Origin of the sequence: Solwaraspora sp. WMMA2059 (assembly GCF_027497315.1) — a bacterium.
GTDB lineage: Bacteria > Actinomycetota > Actinomycetes > Mycobacteriales > Micromonosporaceae > Micromonospora_E.
The window spans coordinates 219,889-236,386 of record NZ_CP114908.1; the positions used below are offsets into that span (position 1 = coordinate 219,889).

The following is a 16,498-nucleotide window of genomic DNA, read 5'->3' on the forward strand; positions in this document are numbered from 1 at the left end:
CACACCTCGGTGCCTGCCTGCCGCAGTCTCGACTACCTGTTACGCCGACGGGCCGTGATCGACGCCGAACCGGCTCTGCACGAGCGCGAGCTACGCAAGTTTGCGCTGCTGTCGGCGGCACTGGAGCAGGGCTTCCGCGATCGCGGCATCGACGATCTGACCGCCCGGCTGGCCGCCGAGATCGCGGTGACCACGTTCCGGACCGCGGTGACCCGCTGGCTCGACCAGCACGGCGACCCCGACCAGCACGGCGACCCCGACCTCCCCGCCACCATCGACCAGACCCTGGCAGCGATGAGACACCTGGTCGGTACGCCGTCGGCGTGAGGCCGGAACCTCGGATGTTGCCCGCCGTAGCGGCCGCTGAGGGGCGAGCCTGGTCGGCCCAGCCAGTTGGCCAGGTTGACGATGGCCTTTTGTAACGACATGCGTGCGAGATGTCACGCTTGCGGGGTCGGGAATGCCGGTTGAGCTGATGCCACAGGTGCATCAAGATGCACCTGTGGCATCAGGTCGTCGGAGGCACCATGAGGTACCGGAAGTTTGCCGACCCGCCCGACCCGCCGACCCGAAGCCCCAAGCAGGAAGCAGGAAGCACGAGGCCCGGGGCGCGAGGTCCGGGGCCGGGAAGGGCGCGCCGGCCCACTGCCAGGTGGGCCGGCGCAATTGTTCCGATCTTCAAGAATTGCTGGTCAGTAGCAGAGCAGGGTGACGTTCGCAGTGTAGTAGTAGTCGCTGATCTGGGTCACGTACGAGTTGACGACAAAGCAGTCGATGAAGGGGTTGTAGCCGTCAATCTGCGCCCAGATCTCGGCCTGGTACCTGGCGTTGTACACTGCGCTGCTCGCGCTGCTTCCGCTGCCGTAGCCGTAGTAGTAGCCGACCGCAGCCGTGCTGGCGGACGTGGTGCTGGCCTGGGCGTTGGACGACGACTCGGCGGCGACCGCGGCGGTCCCGGTGGCGGCCATCGCGCCCACGACCATCGCCGCGGTGACGGCGACTCTTGCGAGAGTACGCACGGATGTCCCCTTCCTGTTGCGGATTTGATTTCACGGTAACAGTGGCATTCGTGCTCGGCAATGCCTTGTCGTTATTCGGCTCGCGGCGGCGGGGCTGGGGTGACCTGCGACAACTACGAAAAGTCGAAATTGAATTGCGGTTGACCAGTGGTTTTGTGAACTGCGTTTATCTGCATGATCTCGCAAACCGCGCGTACCCAGTCAGGCGAGGGCAGGCGAGGTCAGTCAGGGTCAGAGCGGGACCGGGGCGCGGACCGGGAGCGGACCGGGAGCCGGACCTCAGGCGGAGTCGCGCCGGACGAGTTCGGTGGGCAGCACCACAGCCGGCCCGACGGCCTCGCCGTCGGCCAGCCGCAGTAGCAGCCGGGCCAGCGTCCGGCCGATCTCCTGGATCGGCTGGCGGACGGTGGTCAGCGCCGGGTCCAGGTAGCCGGCCATCTCGATGTCGTCGAAACCGATGATCGCGACGTCGTCGGGCACCCGGCGGCCGGCTTCCCGCAGCGTACGGATGGCACCGTGGGCCATCAGGTCGGAGGCGACGAAGACGGCGTCCAACGCCGGGTCGTCCTCGAGGAGCTGACGCATCGCGACCGCACCCGACTCGCGGGTGAAGTCGCCGGCGGCGACCAGCGACCGGCCACCGGTCTCCCGGATCACCGTCCGGTAGCCGGCGAGCCGGTCCACCCCGGCGATCATGTCCTGCGGGCCGGCGATCGTCGCCACCCGCCGCCGGCCGGATTCGAGCAGGTATCGGACCGCCCGCTCGGCACCGGCCTCGTTCTCCACGTCCACGTACGGCACTCCGGCGCTGACCTGGCCCATCGGTCGGCCGCTGCACACCACCGGCAGGCCGCTGCGGGCCAGGGTGCCGGGCATCGGGTCGACGCCGTGGATCGAGGCGAACATGACTCCGTCGACGTGTCGGCCCAGGGCGTAGCGCTCGACCCGGTCGTGGCTGCCGACCGAGCCGGACATCATCAGCACCAGCTGCTTGTCGGCCGCCTCCAGCTCCTGGCTGACGCCGTGGATGATGCCGGGGAAGACCTGGTCGTCGGAGAAGACCCGGGTGGCGGTCTCCGGCAGGATCAGCCCCATCGAGTCGGTGCGCTGGGTGACCAGGCTGCGGGCGGCCAGGTTGGGGACGTACCCCAGCTCCTGGACCGCCCGTCGAACCGCGTCCTGAATCGGTTCGGCAACTGTGGTGGAGCCGTTCACCACGCGCGACACGGTGGCCCGGGACACGCCGGCCCGGCGGGCCACTGCCTCCAGCGTCGGACGTTCCCTGGCCATGCTCACACCTGTGCTCCCCGTCTGTGAAAGGTGCCACCCCACCTCGGTGAACGCCAGCGGCTCAGCCGATGCCGTTGCGGCGGATCACCTCTTGGTACCACCGTGCGCTGGCCTTTGGCACCCGCCGCTGGGTCAGGTAGTCCACGTACACGATGCCGAATCGCTTGGCGTAGCCGTACGACCACTCAAAGTTGTCCAGTAGGGACCACACGAGGTAACCGCGCAGATCGACCCCGGCGGCGATCGCGGCGTGCGCGGCCCGCAGATGCCCGTCCAGGTAGGCGACCCGGTCGCTGTCGTCGACCCGGTCGCCGTCGGGATGCAGCTGGTCGGGGAACGCGGCGCCGTTCTCCGTGATGATCATCGGTACGCCCGGGTAGTCCCGCCCCAGTTTACTCAGCAGCGCGGTCAGCCCGGACGGCTGGATCTGCCAGCCCATGTCGGTCAGCGGCGGCTCCGGGGCGATGAACTCGATGCCCTCGGTGCCGGGGAACGCCCCGCCACCACCGGGTGCGCCGTCGCGGGCGGCCAGGTAGGTGGGGGAGTAGTAGTTGATACCGAGCAGGTCGATCGGCGCACTGATGATCTTCTCGTCGCCGTCGCGGATGTGGTCCAGACTGGTGAACCGGCTGACGTGGTCGAGGATGCGCTGCGGGTAGCCGCCGCGCAGGATCGGGTCGAGGAAGATCCGGTTTTGCAGGTCCTCGACCAGCTCGACCGCCTTGGCGTCGGCTTCGCTGGCCGGGTCGGCGGGGAACGCCGAGGTCGGATTGACCGTGATCCCGACGGTGGACGCGCCGGCGGCGCGCAGCGCCTGGTTGGCCAGCCCGTGGCCGAGCAGCAGGTGGTGCACGGTCTGGAAGGTGGCGGCCGGGTCGGTGCGGCCCGGGGCGTGCACCCCGGCGCCGTAACCGAGGTACGCCGAGCACCACGGCTCGTTGAGCGTGGTCCAGGTCTGGACCCGGTCGCCGAGCCGGGCGTACACGGCCCGCGCGTACTCGGCGAAGGCCTCGGCCGTCTCCCGGTTGGTCCAGCCGCCCCGGTCCTCCAGGGTCTGCGGCAGGTCCCAGTGGTAGAGGGTGACGATCGGCTCGATGCCGCGCCCGCGCAGTTCGTCGACGAGCCGGTCGTAGAAGTCCAGCCCGTGCGGGTTGACCGGGCCGGTGCCGTCCGGCTGTACGCGCGGCCAGGCGATGGAGAACCGGTAGGTGTGCAGCCCCAGTTCGGCCATCAGCGCCACGTCGTCGCGGTAGCGGTGGTAGTGGTCGCAGGCCACGTCCCCGGTGTGCCCGGCGTGCACCTTGCCCGGCGTACGGCTGAACGTGTCCCAGATCGACGGGCCGCGACCGGCTTCCCGGGCGGCGCCTTCGATCTGGTACGACGCGGTCGCCGCGCCCCAGATGAACGAGTCGGGGAATCGTACGGGCTGGTTGGAGTTCGTCACGCCTTGACAGCACCTTCCATGATGCCGCCGATGATCTGACGGCCGAAAATGATGAACACGATCAGTAGTGGCAGCGTAGCGAGCGCCGTACCGGTGAAGACCTGCGACATGTCGTTGTAGTAGCCGTTCGACAGCGCCCGCAGCGACAACTGCACGGTGGGGTTCTCCGGGTCGTTGAGCACCGCGTACGGCCAGAGGAAGTCGTTCCACATGGTCATGAAGGTGAGCAGGCCGAGCACGGCGGCGGCGGGGCGCAGCGCCGGCAGCACCACGTTCCAGTAGATCCGTAGCGTGGAGCAGCCGTCGACCCGGGCTGCCTCGATCAGTTCGGTGCTGACCGCCTGGCTGGCGTACTGCCGCATCAGGAACACCCCGAAGCCGGTGACCAGCGCCGGCACGATGACCGCGGCGAGCCGGTCGTTCCAGTCCAGCTGGCTCATCAGCATGTACAGCGGGATGACGCCGAGCTGGGTCGGCACCATCATCGTCGCGATGATCACCAGCAGCAGGGCGTTGGAGCCCTTGAACCGCAGTTTGGCGAAGGCGAACCCGGCCAGCGACGAGAACAGCACCACGGAGAAGGTGACGGTGCCGGCGACGATCGCCGAGTTGATCATGCCGGTGAGGAAGTACGCGTCCGGATTGTTGAACAGCCGCTCGATGTTGCCCGGCAGGTTGCCGCCCGGGGTCAGCGGCGGCGGGATCTGCCCCATCGCGTCGCTGGACCGGGTGGCGACCACGAACATCCAGTAGATCGGGAAGATCGACATCAGCCCGGCGACGATCAGCGTCGCGTACGTCAGTTTGCTGGCGCTCCACAGGTGCTGACTGGCTTTCACGGTGCTCACCCCTGCTTCCGGGTGCTGTTGCCGAGCCGGCGGATCACCAGCACGTTGATCAGCGAGATGACGACGATCAGGGCGAACAGCATCCAGGCGATCGCCGAGCCGTAGCCGAAGTTGAAGTGCGGCGCGAACGCGTTCTCGAACATGTACATGGTCATGGTCTGCGACTCGCGCAGCGGCCCACCCCGGATCGGGTTGGGGCCGGAGTTGAACAGCAGCGGCTCGGTGAACAACTGCAGCCCGCCGATGGTGGAGATGATGACGCAGAAGACGATCGTCGGCCGCAGCATCGGCACGGTGATCGACCAGAACTGCCGGGCGGGTCGCGCGCCGTCGATCGCCGCCGACTCGTACAGGTCCTTCGGAATGGACTGCATCGCGGCCAGGAAGATCAGCGCGTTGTAGCCGGTCCACCGCCAGTCGACCATCGTCGAGATCGCCACCCAGGCGCCGAACCGGGTGTTACGCCAGTCGACGGCGTCGACGCCGACCAGGTCCAGCGCCCAGTTGATCATGCCGAACTCGCGGCTGAACAGCTGGCCGAAGACGATCGCGACGGCCGCCGTCGAGGTGATGTTCGGGATCAGGATGCTCATCCGGAACGAGGTGCGGGCCCGCAGCTGCCGGTTCAACAGGTGGGCCAGCCAGAGCGCCAGCAGCAGCTGCGGCACGGTGGAGATGACGAAGATGCCCAACGTGTTGAGCACCGAGTTCCAGAAGTCGCCGTCGCCGAGCAGCCGGCTGTAGTTGTCGAAGCCGACGAACGGGTGCTCGGCGGCGAGCAGGTCCCAGTCGTGCAGCGACACCCAGAACGTGTAGCCCAGCGGGTAGGCGCCGAAGATCGCGAACAGCACGAAGAACGGCGCGATGTACAGGTACGGGGATGCTTTGGTGTCCAGCCGGGCCAGCCACAGCCGGGGCCGCCGGTGCGGCGGCTCGGGCTGTCGCCGGGCCGGCCGGGTGGCGTCGGCGGCCGGCTGCCCCGGCTCGACCTGCGCCACCCGGCCCGCGGTCACTTCTCGGCCGCCGTCTTGGCGTTGTTCACCGCGTCGGTCCAGCCCTCGTCGGGCGTACGCTGACCCAGCTCGACCGTACGGACGGCGTTCTCCACCTCGGTGCGGACCGCCTGGTTCTTCGGTCCCATGTAGACCGGCTTGAGGTTCTTGGCGCCCTCACCGAAGATCTGCCCGATCGGGGCGTCGTTGAAGTACTCGCTGGTCGCCTCCAGGATCGCCGGATCGTCGAGCGCCTGCGGCGACGACGGCAGCGGGCCCTTGGCCTTGAACGCCCCGATGTGCCCCTCCGGGCTGGTCAGGAACTTGACCAGCTTGACGGCTTCCTCCTGGTGCTCGCTCTGCGCCGGCACCGCCAGGTGCGATCCGCCCCAGTTGCCGCCGTCACCGGGCACCTTGGCGATGTCCCATTTGCCGGCCGCCTCCGGGCCGGCGTTGCCCTCGATGACCCCGGTCATCCAGGCGGGGCAGGCGATGGTGGCGAACTTGGCCTGCTTGAACGCGGCCACCCACTCGTCGGACCAGGCACCGTACTTGCCGCTCAGATCGGAGTCGATGATGTCCATGGTGATGTCCCAGGCCTGCTTGACGGCCGGGTTGGTGTCGACGACGAGGTTGTCGTCGAGGTCGTAGTAGTGGTAACCCTCGGCGGCACCGGCGGTCTGCAGCACGATCGTGTTGAATGTCTGGGTCGCCGCGTCCAGGAACGACGCGCCGGTGTCGGCCTCGATGAACCGCCCGCCGACGGAGATGTAGTCCTGCCAGGTCGGCCAGAGCGCGGAGACCTCGTCGCGGTCGGTCGGCAGCCCGGCGGCCTCGAACAGGTCGGTGCGGTAGCACATCGCCATGCCGCCGACGTCGGTGCCGAGCCCGATCAACTGGCTGCCGTCGGCGGTCAGCGCCTGGTCCCACTTCCACGGCATGAAGTTGCCTTCGAGCTCGGCGGCGCCGTGGTCGAGCAGGTTCACGAAGTTCTGCGGATTGGCCTTGTACTCGATGAGCAGGCCCTCCTCGATGGCGACGACGTCGCCTGCACCCTTGCCGGCGGCCAGCCACTGGGTCAGCTTGGGGGAGTACTCGTCAAGGTTGGTACCGGTGCCCCGTTCGACGATCTTGATCCCGGGGTTCTCGGCCTCGTACTGCTTGTACAGCTCCTCATAGCCGAACTGGCCGAAGACGTCGACGGTCAGGGTGATGGTGCCGTCGTCGGCGGCTTCGTCGCCGCCGCAGCCGGTAGCTGCGGCGAGCACGGTGACCGCGGCGGCGGTCGCGGTGACCAGTCGGCGGCGTGAATCGGTGCCCATGGATTGACCCCTCTCGGATCCAGGCATGGTGGGGTGCGGAAACTGCGTGTTTGCTGGCTGGCTCTCTGTCGACCCTGGCGGCCTGACCGACTGGCCGGGCGTGGTCGGTGAGAGCGCTCTCACGAGAGTGGGAGGTCAATCACTGCCTGTCAAGAGAGCGTTCTCAGAACGTTGCCGGCGCGTTACCTACCCCGGAGCCGACGGACGGAAGAGCGGGCAGTGGGTCAGCCGACCCGCAGCGCGTCCAGCAGCGCTGCGTCGCCGGAGACGTCCAGCACGTCGAACTGCACCCGACCCCAGAGTGCGAGGAGCAGGTCACTCGCGGTGCCGGTGGCCAGGGTCCGGGTGTGGTGATCATCGGAGTCGAGGATCGTGTCGGTGTCCAGCAGCGCCATACCCTCGCCCCGCAACCGGACGTACCACTCCTGTTCGGCGTCGGTCGCCACCAGATGCGCCACTCCGTACGCTGGCTGGCGCCTGCGCCGCCGGCCCGCCGGCAGCCAGGAGTCCAGCACCTCGCTGATCCCGTCGGCGGCCAGCTTCGCCTCCACCGGCTCCACCCCGGCGATCGCCGTCTGCGCGTCCCAGCGGTGCACCGCGGTCTCGTGCGCCATCCGCCGGACCCAGAAGCCCACCTTCTTGGCTTGCGGCGCCCAGTTCCATGCCGGTATCTCCGGGTCGAGCCCGTCCAGCAGGGTGACCAGCGCGTCGAACTCCTGCTGCCACCAGCCGACCGCCTCGGCCCCGTCGGGTTTGGCAACCACCGGCGGCCGCTCCTCCCGCGGATCGGCGACACCGCGCGACACGGTCTCCCGCACCCACACGTACACGACGCCGAGATGGTGCACCAGGTCGACGACCGTCCAGTCCGGGCAGGACGGCACCGGCGCGTCCAGCGGCACCTGGGCGATCGCGGCCCGGAACGCCGGACCGTCCGCCCGTAGTGCGCCGAGCCAGAAGTCCTTGGAGCCGTGCAGCCTGCTCATCATGATCCTCCGGGTCGAGCCGACAGCCAGTGGCGTGGCGCGGGTGGAATCCAGCCTAGGGTGAGGGGTGTGCCTGACGTTAGTGCCCACGCGCCATCTGCTGAAGACCCGACGGCCCTTGCGCCGTTGGCACGCTATACCACGCTCGCCCTCGGCGGCCCGGCCGACCGGCTGGTCACCGCGACCACCGCCGACGAGTTGACCGAGGCGGTCCGTGACGCCGGCCGGCGCGGGGAGCAGATCTTGCTGCTCAGCGGCGGCAGCAACGTGGTCATCGGCGACGACGGCTTCCCCGGCACGGTGATCCTGGTCCGCTCCACCGGGTTCCAGGTGGTCACCGAGGAACCGGCGAGGGCTGGTGGTCCGGCCACCGTCACCATTCGGGTCGAGGCTGGCGAGCCGTGGGACGACCTGGTCGCGGCGACCGTCGCCGCCGGCTGGTCCGGGGTGGAGTGCCTGTCCGGCATCCCGGGCGCTGCCGGCGCCACCCCGATCCAGAACGTCGGCGCCTACGGTCAGGAGGTCGCCGAGACCGTGCAGGCCGTGCACGTGCACGACCGGCTCACCGACGAGCGGTACGCGTTGCCTGCCGCCGACTGCCGGTTCGCCTACCGCGACAGCCTGTTCAAACGCAACGACCGCTACCTGGTGCTGGCGGTGGACTTCCAACTGGCCCGCAGCGAACTGTCCACCCCGGTGCGCTACGCCGAGCTTGCCCGCAGCCTCGGCGTCGCCGTCGGTGACCGGGTGCCGCTGGCCGACGCCCGTGCCGCCGTGCTGCGGCTACGGGCCGGCAAGGGGATGGTGCTCGACGCCACCGACCCGGACACCCGCTCGGTGGGCTCGTTCTTCACCAACCCGGTGCTGGACGCCGCCGCCGCGCGGCGGTTCCACGCCCGGGTCGCCGCCGCCGGGACGGGCGAGCCGGCGACCTGGCCGGTCGCCGGTGGCGACGCGGTCAAGGTCAGCGCGGCGTGGCTGATCGACAAGGCCGGGTACGGCAAGGGCTACCCGGGTGGCGACGCGCCGGTCGCCATCTCCAGCAAGCACACCCTGGCACTCACCCACCGGGGCGGCGGCAGCACCGCCGCGCTGCTCGACCTGGCCGGCACCATCAGGGACGGGGTCCGCGACCGGTTCGGCGTCGCACTGCACCCGGAGCCGGTCCTGATCAACTGCTCGTTCGACTAGACGAGTTGTTCCGAAGTCCCGTCAGTGGTCGTAGGCGATCAGGGACCGGGTGACGGGTGCGCCGGTCTTGTTGTTGTGCCAGATCGCGGCGGCCATCGCGAGGAGTCGCTGGGCCACCCGTACGGCGACGCCGACGAAGGTCCGCCCACCGTGTTCCTCAAGATCAAGCTGGCCCTTGAGGGTGTCGTTGACCGACTCGATCAGCTGCCGGACCTTCTTGAGCATCGGTTCGCCGTAGCGGGCCTTCTCCCGCTTGCGTGACGGGCGTAGCAGGGTGATGCCCTGGTCGGCGAGTTCCCGCTCGAGTGGTCCGGACGCGAAGCCCTTGTCGCTGATCAACAGGATGCCGTCGTGTTCGGCGACGACACCGGCCTCGACCTCCAGCATCGCGGCGAGGACCTCCCGCTCGCCGATCTTCGGGTTCGCCAGGGCCCACAGGATCGGCATCCCGGTCGGGGTGCAGACCAGGTACAGGCGCAGTCCCCAGAAGAACCGGGAGTGGGAGGCGCAGTAGCCGTATCCGGCCCAGCCGGCCAGGTCCGAACGTTGCACGGTGGGGCGGGACATGCCGCACGGCACCGGGGTGGAGTCGACGATCCAGTGGTTGTCGAACCAGAAGTCGCTGTCGCGGGCCAGGTTCCGGATCGTCTTCTTGATCAGCGGGAGGGCGGCGCGGAGCCGTTTGTTGTAGCCGGGCCGCTGCGGTAGGTAGGGGAACATGCCGGCCAGGTGGACCCGGGCGTAGCGGATCCAGTGGGCTTCGGAACGGGCGCCGAGCAGGACCTGCGCCACGGCCAGGCAGACCAGTTCGGAGTCGGTCAGCAGTGGTGGTCTGCCGCGCCACCGGGGCGTGCGGATGCTGTCGTCGATCTTCACGTACAGTGCGGTCAAGAGGGTGTCCAGGTCTTGCGTCACAACATGATCTTGGATGCCCTCTCCTCATGCCCGGACATCGACCCCTGACTTCGGAACTACTCGTCTAGCTGACCCGCCGGCAGGATTCGACCGTTGCGCCGTCGGTCGGGGCCACCGCCGACCAGGGCACGGTCAACTCGCCGAGCCGCCACCGCGCCGGTCGGTCCAGCACCGGCCAGCCGCCGTCCCGCAGCGCCGACACCGTGTGCAGCCAGCGCTGCCGTGGCCCGTACGGCCTATAGCCGGCCGCCGCCCGCCAACTCTCGTCGAGCGCCCGCAGCAGCGCGTGCACCCGCTCGCCCGGCACGTTGCGGTGGATCAGCGCCTTCGGTAGCCGTTCGGCGAGCACCGCCGGCCCGCCGCCGGCCGGGCCGGCCAGGGTGGCCAACCGGCCGGCCAGGGTCAGCGAGACCGGCCCGGTGGCGTCGAGCAGCACCCAGGAGCAGACCCGGCCCGGCTCGTCGCAGGTCCCCTCGACCAGCAACCCGCCGGGGGCCAGCGCGGCGCGCATCGTCGCCCACGCCGTTGCGACGTCGGACTCGGCGTACTGGCGCAGCACGTTGAACGCGCGGACCAGCACCGGCCGAAGTCCGGCCAGCTCGAATCCACCCCGGCCGAAGATCAGTTCTGGTGGCGTGGCAGCCGGAGCCGCCGCCGTGACCCGGTCCGGGTCGATCTCCAGCCCGACCACCCGCACGTCCGGCCGCACCGCCCGCAGCCGGGCGGCCAGTTCGACGGTGGTCACCGGATGGGCACCGAAACCCAGGTCGACAACCAGCGGTGGACCGGCCGAGTCCGTCAGCGCCGGCCCGCAGCGGTACGCGATCCACCGGTCGGCCCGGCGCAGTCGGTTCGGTGCGGTGGTGCCCCGGGTGACCTCGCCGACCGGCCGTGCCGGGTCGGTCGCGCGGGCTCCGCCCGGCCGGGCCGCCCGCCCCCCGCTCACCCGGGCAGCACCCGATGCACCTTGTGCTGCGCTGCCTGGGCCAACGGGCGGACCACCAGCCGGTCCACGTTGACGTGCGGCGGGCGGGTGACGCACCAGGCGACGCAGTCCGCGATGTCGTCGGCGACCAGCGGCTCGGCCACCCCGGCGTAGACCGCGTCGGCCCGCGCGGTGTCCCCGCCAAACCGGTTCACGCTGAACTCGTCGGTACGCACCATGCCCGGATCGATCTCGACCACCCGGACCGGCCGGCCGCACAGCTCCAGCCGTAGCGTCTCGGTAAGCGCGGTCTGGCCGTGCTTGGCTGCGGTGTAGCCGCCACCGCCCTCGTAGACGACCTGCCCGGCGGTGGAGCCGATCACCACGACGGTGCCGGCCCCGCTGGCGGTCAGCGCCGGTAGCAGAGCCTGGGTGACCCGCAGCGTGCCGAGCACGTTCACCTCGTACATCCACCGCCAGTCGGCCACCGGTGCGGACTCGACCGGGTCCAGCCCGCGCGCCCCGCCGGCGTTGTTCACCAGCAGGGTGACCCGCCCGGGCGGGTCACCCTGCTGGGCCAACCCGCTGACCGCCTGCGCCAGCCCGGCCACCGACCCGTCGTCGGTGACGTCGCAGGTCACCGCAGTGGCGGCCCCGCCGTTGTCGCGAATCGAGTCGACCAGGTCGGCGAGCCGGTCGCCGCGGCGGGCGGCGGCGACCACGTGGAAGCCCTCGGCGGCCAGCCGGCGGGCGGTGGCCGCGCCGATCCCGCTGGACGCTCCGGTGACGATGGCGATCGGTGTCATCCCGCCATTGTCGCCGCTCGGCGGCTCGGGACGATCGCCGCCGGTCGGCCCCGGGCGTCGCCGCCGGCGAGAGGTGGATCACCTCCACCCGCTGTAGTGCGGCATGTCGCTGCCAGTACCGGGAAGATGTGACGGGTCGTCCTGGTTGGTGGCGTTGGCTGCGATCAGGCGAGCGGAGGGAGCGACGTGGTGCAGGTGGGTCAGGCCGGGCAGGGTGACAACCAGCCGCCGCCGCGTCCCCGTCGGGTCGCGACACTGTCGGTGCACACCTCTCCGCTGGACTCGCCGGGCACCGGCGACGCCGGCGGCATGAACGTCTACATCGTCGAGGTGTCCCGGCGGCTGGCCGAGGCCGGCGTGGAGGTCGAGATCTTCACCCGGGCGACGGCGGGCGGCGTACCGCCGGTGGTGGAGATGGCACCCGGCGTACGGGTGCGGCAGGTGATCTCCGGCCCGCTGGAACCGCTGCCGAAGGAGGACCTGCCGGCGCAGCTCTGCGCGTTCACCGCCGGGGTGCTGCGGGCGGAAGCCGCCCGGGCACCCGGCTACTACGACCTGATCCACTCGCACTACTGGCTCTCCGGGCAGGTCGGGTGGCTGGCGAAGGAGCGCTGGGGGGTGCCGCTGGTGCACACCGCGCACACTCTCGCCAAGGTCAAGAACGCCCGGCTGGCAGCCGGTGACCGGCCTGAACCGGCCTGCCGGATCATCGGCGAGGAACAGGTGGTCAGCGAGGCGGACCATCTGGTGGCCAACACCAGGACCGAGGCCGGCGAGTTGATCGACTGGTACGGCGCCGGGGCGGACCGGGTGTCCGTGGTCGAACCGGGCGTCGACCTGGACCGGTTCCGGCCCGGCCCACCCGGACGGGAACAGGCCACCAGGGCGGCCGCCCGACGGCGGTTCGGCCTGCCGGTCCGCGGCCATCTGGTGGCGTTCGTCGGCCGAATCCAGCCGCTGAAGGCACCCGACGTACTGCTGCGCGCGGTGGCTGCACTACGTCGGCGGGATCCGGGCGCGGTCGCCGATCTCACGGTGGTGGTCGCCGGTGGCCCCAGCGGAACCGGTCTGGACCAGCCGCGGGCTCTGATCGACCTGGCGAGATCGCTGGGAGTGGACGATCTGGTGCAGTTCATGCCGCCGCTGGCCCGTACCGACCTGCCGGCCCTGTTCCGGGCCGCCGACCTGGTCGCGGTGCCGTCGTACAACGAATCGTTCGGTCTGGTCGCCCTGGAGGCTCAGGCCTGCGGCACGCCGGTGCTGGCCGCCTCCGTCGGTGGACTGGTCACCGCGGTCCGCGACGGGCGCAGCGGAGTGCTGGTCGCCGGGCACCGCCCGGAGGACTGGGGCCGGGCGATCGGCGATCTGCTGGCCGCCCCGGCGTTGCGGGACCGGCTCGGGCGGGGCGCGGTGGAACACGCCCGGCAGTTCTCCTGGGCACGCACTGCGGCCGGGCTGCTCGACGTCTACGGTGGGGCGGTGCGGGCGTACCGCGCGGCGACCGCCGCCGGGATGTCCCGGGACGCCGACGCCCTGTCGGCGAGCGTGGGCTGACCAGGAGTGCGATGAGCGGACGAGCCGAGGTGGCGGCGCTGATCGAGGCGGTCTGCGCCGAGCGCGAGCTGAGCTGGGAACCGACCGGTGACCTGTCGTACGCGGTGACGTTGCCGGGCACCCACAAGCTGAAGACGGTGTGCAATCTGATCGTCGGCGAGCAGGCGCTGCGAATAGAAGCATTCGTGATGCGGCAGCCCGATGAACGGCGTACCGAGTTGTGGACCTGGCTGCTGCGACGCAACGCCCGGATGTACGGTGTCGCCTTTTCGATCGACGCGGTCGGCGACATCTACCTCACCGGTCGTGTCGGGCTGGCCGGTATCACCGAAGACGAACTGGACCGGATACTCGGCTCGGTGCTCACCTATGCCGACGAGTCATTCGACGCGATGCTGGAGATCGGCTTCGGTTCGGCGATCCGCCGCGAGTGGGAATGGCGGGTCAAGAGAGGTGAATCGCTGGCGAACCTGCGCGCCTTCGCGCACCTTTTCGACGACAAGACGCCGGAGGATCCAGGTTTGTAGGGAGCCAGCAGGGTACTGCTCGCATGGTGGCGTAATCGTCGCCCACTGCCCCCCGCAGGGACACTGTCAAAGGGAGTGAGCAGACCATGCCTCAACAGACCAGCACCCGGCGCCGCAGCCCGGCGTCGGACGGACGGTCCAAGGCCGGCCGTAGCTCCACCTCGGCCCGTAGCTCCACCACGGCCCGTAAGGCCAGCCCGGCCCGCAAGGCCAGCCCGGCGACCATCGGCCGGGCCGGCGGCGCGGTACGGGAGAGCGACCTTGCCGACCTTCGCGTCGACGAACTGCGAGACCAGCTGCGCAAGCGTGGGGTGACCGGGACGTCCAACCTGCGCAAGCCCGATCTGATCAAGTCGTTGGCGCGAGCGATGCGCCGTGGCACGCCAGCGCGGGCGCAGCAGGCGTCTCGGCCGAAGGCGGGTTCGCCGACTGCCCGACGTTCCGCACCAGCCGGCAAGAGCACCAGTTCGGCCCGTAAGAGCACCAGTTCGGCCCGTAAGAGCACCAGTTCGGCCCGTAAGAGCAGCAGTTCGGCCCGTAAGAGCAGCAGTTCGGCGGGTAGGAACACCGCTGGCGCGGGCGGCGGTGACCGGTCCGGCGGGGGTGCTGCCAAGATCCGGTCTGGAGCCAAGTCGTCCAGTTCACTGAAGTACGCCCAGCGTATCGACGATCCGCAGCAGCACGCCGAACGTGCCGGGCGTAGCCTGGTCACCACCGATCACCGGACCATCCGGCAGTGGGCCGATGCCCGGGGCGGCGCACCGGCGACCGTCAGCGCCCCTCGTGACGGCCGGCCGAGCGTGCTGCGGATCGACTTCCCCGGCTACGGCGGCGGTAATCTACGAAAGATCTCCTGGGATGAGTGGTTTGGGACGTTTGATCAGCGTCGGTTGAACTTCATCTACCAGGAACAGCGCACGGACGGTACGCAGAGCAATTTCTTCCGGCTCGAATCTCCCGACCGCGAGGATGCCTGAGTGTGTATTCGCCATCACTCGCCGGTGTTGTCGCGGCTTAAACCCACCCGGCACGTCCGATGGTGTGATTGGGGGTACAACCGAATCGCCTTGTCCACCGGAAGTGGCAGGAACTACGGTTGAGCCACGCTCCGAGCCCGGGATCGGCTGGGGGCCGTCGGACCGGTTCGGTCCGAACTGCCGGGCTGGGTGCCGGGGGACCGGTGGCATTGGGCCGTTGGGGGACGGCGCCACCCGAAACCGGCGGCGAGGGGGAGCGACGCTTACGGGGGTGAGTGTCGCTCCCCGCCGCCGGTTATTTGTTTCTGCCGGCCTGGCAACTACTGCGGATGGGCCGGTGCCAGCGGCTGCTGGGATCGTTCCGGCGTCGTGAGCTGGGACTGGGTCGGCCGGGTCACGGCCGACGCGCCCGTCCGCAGCTCGGCGGCCCGCCGCTCGCGCGCCGGTCCGGCGATCAGCTGACCCACCGCGACCACCCCGCCGATAGCGGCGCAGCCGAGCCACAGCGCGGTGTTTCCCGCGTACTGCCAGACGAAGCCGCCGGTGATCGGCGCGGCGAAGGCGGCAACCGACCAGGACAGCGAGAAGACGCCCTGGTACCGGCCGCGCAGCGCGGCCGGGGTCAGCTCGGCGATCAGCGTCGCGTTCGATGGCGAGTTGAGCATTTCGCCAGCGGTCCAGATCAGCACTGTCACCGCGTACAACCAGGCGACGTCGGCGACGGCGGTCAGGCCGAAGCCGACCCCGACGATCACCGCCGCCAGAGCCAGCACGTGCGAGCGGTTGCGGCCGGTGATCAGCCGGGGGACGAAGAGCTGCCCGATCACGATGAGTACGCCGTTGAGCGCCATCACCGCGCCGAACGTGGTGGGCGACAGCCCGTCGTCGGCCATCGCGATCGGCAACATCGAGCCGTGCTGCATGAACACCATGGCCAGCAGCACGTTCAGCCCGACGAAGCCGAGGAAGACCCGGTCGGTGACGACAACCAGCAACCCGGCCGGTCGGGCCGCGACCACGGCTGCGCCGAGCGGTGCCGCCGCCTGGGTCGCCGGCCGGGTCTCACCGACCTTGACGAAGACCAGCGCGGCGGTGGCCAGGGTGGTGCTCGCGTTCACCGCGAACAGCAGGAAGTAGTCGACCTGCGCGGCGAGTCCGGCGAGCACCGCTGCGAACGCGTACCCCAGGTTGATGGCCCAGTAGTTGAGCGAGAAGGCCCGCAGCCGGTCGGCGGCCGGGACCACGTCGATCATCATCGCCCCGTACGCCGGCCGCGCGCCCTCGTTGAACAGGCCGAGCAGTGCGGCGCCCACCAGGAGCAGCCACCACCGGTCGGCCAACCCGAGGACGATCAGCATGGTGGCAGCGCCCAGGTGCGCGGTGAGCAGCGTCGGGCGTCGCCCCCAGCGGTCGGCGAGCGTCCCGCCGAGCAGGGTGCCGACGGCTCCGCCGGCGCCCCAGGCGCCGAGCACCAGGCCGGCCTGGGAGCCGGACAGGCCGCGCCCGGCGGTCAGGTAGATGGCCAGGAAGATCACGACGAACGAGCCGAGCCGGTTGATCAGACTGCCGGTCCACAGGTACCAGAAGGCCCGGGGCAGGCCGCTGGTGGTCTGCTGTAGCCATCCCCGCGCACGCGACATCGGTTACCCCCGTGCAGTAATGAGCAGTGCAGGGTCTGTGCCTTACACATTAGGCGGCGGGC

16 protein-coding genes are annotated in these 16,498 nt (G+C 70.0%); 5 read left to right on the forward strand and 11 right to left on the reverse strand.

Annotation, left to right across the window (positions count from 1 at the left end; all coding sequences use genetic code 11):
* The first annotated feature begins 9 nt into the window (after positions 1-9).
* Positions 10-327, forward strand: coding sequence for a hypothetical protein (locus O7553_RS00950; protein WP_281553029.1), 318 nt, complete (start codon positions 10-12; stop codon positions 325-327).
* Between the two features lie 365 nt (positions 328-692).
* Here O7553_RS00950 and O7553_RS00955 read toward each other — a convergent pair whose 3' ends face one another.
* From O7553_RS00955 to O7553_RS00985, 7 genes are all read right to left on the reverse strand, one after another.
* Positions 693-1,019, reverse strand: coding sequence for a hypothetical protein (locus tag O7553_RS00955; RefSeq protein ID WP_281553030.1), 327 nt, complete (start codon positions 1,017-1,019; stop codon positions 693-695).
* Positions 1,020-1,298: 279 nt separating this feature from the next.
* Positions 1,299-2,309: a LacI family DNA-binding transcriptional regulator gene (locus tag O7553_RS00960; protein WP_281553031.1), complete on the reverse strand. Its 1,011-nt coding sequence runs from the start codon at positions 2,307-2,309 to the stop codon at positions 1,299-1,301.
* 61 nt (positions 2,310-2,370) lie between these two features.
* A complete protein-coding gene (locus O7553_RS00965; protein WP_281553032.1) occupies positions 2,371-3,753 on the reverse strand; it encodes a GH1 family beta-glucosidase in 1,383 nt (460 codons plus the stop codon).
* Positions 3,750-4,523 carry a carbohydrate ABC transporter permease gene (locus O7553_RS00970; protein ID WP_123607253.1) on the reverse strand — a complete coding sequence of 258 codons (774 nt, stop codon included), beginning with the start codon at positions 4,521-4,523 and terminating at the stop codon, positions 3,750-3,752. Before O7553_RS00970 ends, O7553_RS00965 begins: the two co-directional genes overlap by 4 nt.
* Before the next feature lie 74 nt (positions 4,524-4,597).
* Positions 4,598-5,512, reverse strand: coding sequence for a sugar ABC transporter permease (locus tag O7553_RS00975; protein WP_281555402.1), 915 nt, complete (start codon positions 5,510-5,512; stop codon positions 4,598-4,600).
* A 98-nt stretch (positions 5,513-5,610) separates the two neighbouring features.
* Positions 5,611-6,915: an extracellular solute-binding protein gene (locus O7553_RS00980; protein WP_281553033.1), complete on the reverse strand. Its 1,305-nt coding sequence runs from the start codon at positions 6,913-6,915 to the stop codon at positions 5,611-5,613.
* Positions 6,916-7,139: 224 nt separating this feature from the next.
* On the reverse strand, positions 7,140-7,901 hold the full coding sequence (locus tag O7553_RS00985; RefSeq protein WP_281555403.1) for a maleylpyruvate isomerase family mycothiol-dependent enzyme: 762 nt from the start codon (positions 7,899-7,901) through the stop codon (positions 7,140-7,142).
* Positions 7,902-7,970: 69 nt separating this feature from the next.
* On the opposite strand from O7553_RS00985, the gene O7553_RS00990 reads away from it, so the two are divergent.
* Positions 7,971-9,092, forward strand: a complete 1,122-nt coding sequence (locus O7553_RS00990) for a UDP-N-acetylmuramate dehydrogenase (protein WP_281553034.1) — start codon at positions 7,971-7,973, stop codon at positions 9,090-9,092.
* Between the two features lie 21 nt (positions 9,093-9,113).
* Here the strand turns inward: O7553_RS00990 and O7553_RS00995 are convergent, their stop codons facing one another.
* From O7553_RS00995 to O7553_RS01005, 3 genes are all read right to left on the reverse strand, one after another.
* The gene (locus O7553_RS00995; RefSeq protein WP_281553035.1) at positions 9,114-10,007 is read right to left on the reverse strand and encodes an IS982 family transposase; all 894 of its coding nucleotides are present in this window, start codon (positions 10,005-10,007) and stop codon (positions 9,114-9,116) included.
* Between the two features lie 64 nt (positions 10,008-10,071).
* Positions 10,072-10,953 carry a class I SAM-dependent methyltransferase gene (locus O7553_RS01000; protein WP_281553036.1) on the reverse strand — a complete coding sequence of 294 codons (882 nt, stop codon included), beginning with the start codon at positions 10,951-10,953 and terminating at the stop codon, positions 10,072-10,074.
* A complete protein-coding gene (locus tag O7553_RS01005) occupies positions 10,950-11,738 on the reverse strand; it encodes an SDR family oxidoreductase (RefSeq protein WP_281553037.1) in 789 nt (262 codons plus the stop codon). The genes O7553_RS01000 and O7553_RS01005 overlap by 4 nt, the downstream gene beginning before the upstream one ends.
* Positions 11,739-11,924: 186 nt before the next feature.
* On the opposite strand from O7553_RS01005, the gene mshA reads away from it, so the two are divergent.
* The 3 genes from mshA (at position 11,925) to O7553_RS01020 (ending at position 14,796) form a co-directional block, all read left to right on the forward strand.
* Positions 11,925-13,292: a D-inositol-3-phosphate glycosyltransferase gene (mshA, locus tag O7553_RS01010; RefSeq protein WP_281553038.1), complete on the forward strand. Its 1,368-nt coding sequence runs from the start codon at positions 11,925-11,927 to the stop codon at positions 13,290-13,292.
* Positions 13,293-13,303: 11 nt separating this feature from the next.
* Positions 13,304-13,819: a YbjN domain-containing protein gene (locus O7553_RS01015; protein WP_281553039.1), complete on the forward strand. Its 516-nt coding sequence runs from the start codon at positions 13,304-13,306 to the stop codon at positions 13,817-13,819.
* Positions 13,820-13,905: 86 nt separating this feature from the next.
* On the forward strand, positions 13,906-14,796 hold the full coding sequence (locus tag O7553_RS01020) for a hypothetical protein (RefSeq protein ID WP_281553040.1): 891 nt from the start codon (positions 13,906-13,908) through the stop codon (positions 14,794-14,796).
* A 320-nt stretch (positions 14,797-15,116) separates the two neighbouring features.
* Here O7553_RS01020 and O7553_RS01025 read toward each other — a convergent pair whose 3' ends face one another.
* Positions 15,117-16,436 (reverse strand): MFS transporter, encoded by a 1,320-nt coding sequence (locus O7553_RS01025; RefSeq protein WP_281553041.1) that lies wholly within the window; start codon positions 16,434-16,436, stop codon positions 15,117-15,119.
* Between the last annotated feature and the right edge of the window lie 62 nt (positions 16,437-16,498).

Excerpts from the sequence above, each read along its gene's own strand:
- O7553_RS01005 (WP_281553037.1), bottom strand. The coding sequence starts at position 11,738 with ATGACACCGATCGCCATCGTCACCGGAGCGTCCAGCGGGATCGGCGCG.
- O7553_RS00960 (WP_281553031.1), bottom strand. The coding sequence starts at position 2,309 with ATGGCCAGGGAACGTCCGACGCTGGAGGCAGTGGCCCGCCGGGCCGGC.
- O7553_RS01020 (WP_281553040.1), top strand. The coding sequence starts at position 13,906 with ATGCCTCAACAGACCAGCACCCGGCGCCGCAGCCCGGCGTCGGACGGA.
- O7553_RS00980 (WP_281553033.1), bottom strand. The coding sequence starts at position 6,915 with ATGGGCACCGATTCACGCCGCCGACTGGTCACCGCGACCGCCGCCGCG.
- O7553_RS01015 (WP_281553039.1), top strand. The coding sequence starts at position 13,304 with ATGAGCGGACGAGCCGAGGTGGCGGCGCTGATCGAGGCGGTCTGCGCC.
- O7553_RS00970 (WP_123607253.1), bottom strand. The coding sequence starts at position 4,523 with ATGTCGATCTTCCCGATCTACTGGATGTTCGTGGTCGCCACCCGGTCC.
- O7553_RS00985 (WP_281555403.1), bottom strand. The coding sequence starts at position 7,901 with ATGAGCAGGCTGCACGGCTCCAAGGACTTCTGGCTCGGCGCACTACGG.
- O7553_RS01025 (WP_281553041.1), bottom strand. The coding sequence starts at position 16,436 with ATGTCGCGTGCGCGGGGATGGCTACAGCAGACCACCAGCGGCCTGCCC.